Source organism: Halorubrum sp. SP3 (assembly GCF_005435195.1).
GTDB classification, from domain to species: domain Archaea; phylum Halobacteriota; class Halobacteria; order Halobacteriales; family Haloferacaceae; genus Halorubrum; species Halorubrum sodomense.
Genome location: NZ_SGTU01000078.1, coordinates 1 through 1,771, shown reverse-complemented (window position 1 = coordinate 1,771; position 1,771 = coordinate 1). Strand labels below are relative to the sequence as shown.

2 protein-coding genes are annotated in these 1,771 nt (G+C 54.1%); both read right to left on the bottom strand.

Annotated features, from left to right (window positions below; translation table 11 throughout):
- Window positions 1–639: histidine kinase N-terminal 7TM domain-containing protein (locus EXE42_RS15380; protein ID WP_275938236.1), on the bottom strand; the 639-nt coding region annotated here is incomplete at its 3' end.
- Window positions 640–758: 119 nt separating this feature from the next.
- Window positions 759–1,771, bottom strand: a 1,013-nt coding sequence (locus tag EXE42_RS15375) for a methyl-accepting chemotaxis protein (RefSeq protein ID WP_241988409.1), incomplete at its 5' end; no start/stop codon positions are given.

The window sequence follows — 1,771 nt, the reverse complement described above, 5'->3', positions numbered from 1 at the left end:
CATTCCAAGAGGAGCATAGCTCGTCTCGACAAACTGCGCCGGGACGCGCCCCAGTCCGATAGCGACGTCCACTACTGCTGGGACGGCTGTGAGGACTACAACGATCCCGAGCCGCCAGTCTTTGATGCGAGAGGTGGTCACGGCTTCGATCAGCCAGATCGTTGCAACCCCGACCGACAGGTATGCCGCCCCGGAGATCAACCAATAGGTAACACCGGGATTAAACGCAAGGTGCGCGAACGGTTCGGTTGAGACATAGGCAGTGAAGTAGAGATTATACGTGGGGTTAGTGAGTTTGATAGCGATAGCGACGAGGTACAGCCCAACCGCAAGACGCCGCAGTGCGGGGCGCCGGTGGTATTCGTGACCTGCGTACGCCGACGCAAAGTATAGCCACGCGCCAATACTAGCAAGTCCAACAATTAACCCGATGATTCGCAACCATACGGCTGCTGAAACCCAACTGATCGCGAACTGTATCGCAGTTGTCGCTGTCCACCCACCAGCCAGAACGAACACTGACACAAGTCCAAGGCGTGTATCACGCTCGGCGATATCGGTTGCTCGCCAAGCCCCATAACCCGAAATGAGCGTCGCGAAAGCGAAAACCGCGATATACGCCGCCCGTGCTACCTCCATACATATCTCATTTTATCTATTATAAAATGTGTTATGGTGGTCGCAAGATTCTTTTGTGTCATTACTATTGGAATTCTACGACTCAAAATATCTCCCAACAGTAGGGGAGAGGAGTCAAATCAGTTACTTCCCTCAGACGACACATTGCCTCCATCCGCGGCCATCTGAGACTGTGTGTTTGCCTGAACTGTCGTTTCTTGTTGTGTTTCGAACCCAGTCACCTGATCGTTGAGATCATCAGCCAGCGTCGAGAGTTCTTGAATCGTTTCGGTCGTTTCCGCGAGTGACGACGTCTGCTCCTCGGTCGCCGCCGAAACGTTGCTCGCCTCCGCGGCGGTCTGTTCACTCACACTTGCCACCTCATCTACCACCGAGACGACCTCCTCTGTCGAGGCGGCCTGGTCATCCGTCGCGTCACTAATTTCTCGGATGCCGCTCTCAGACTCCTGTACTGCGTCCGCGATCTCATCAAACATCTCAATTGTACTCTCGATCGTTTCCGACCCGCGCTCAACGCGCTCGCTCATCTCCTCCATTCCCGCAACTGTTTCCGTTGTACTTTCTTGCGCAGTCTCAATCCGCTCTTCTACAGCAGTCGTCGCTTTTCCTGCTTCCTCTGCGAGCGATTTGACTTCAGAGGCTACAACACCGAACCCCTCTCCAGCTTCTCCAGCACGCGCTGCCTCGATTGACGCGTTCAGCGCCAGAATGTTTGTTTTCTCCGCGATTCCGGAGATCATCTCTACAATCTCTCCAATCTCGTCCATATCCTCTTCGAGAGCCTCGACTTGTGCGGCCGCCTCGTCGGCTTGTTCCTCTATCGACTCAATTTCTTCAGTCGCCTCCGATGCGTACTCACGCCCTTCATTCCCCTGTTCAACTGCCGTCCCCGCAGTTGCAGCCACTTGATCTGCCGAAGACGCAATCTCTTCGACCGTAGCGGACATGTCGTTCATCTCGTTAGCGAATTCTTGCAGATTTTCACTCTGCGTGTCTGCTCCGTGTGAGATCTCCTCGACCGACCCGGCAACCTCTTCACTTGCTTCCTTGACTTCTTCCGTGTTTTGCGCAACAACATCACTTGAAGTGGCGACGCTCTCGACAATATCTTTGACACTACCAACGCTATCAC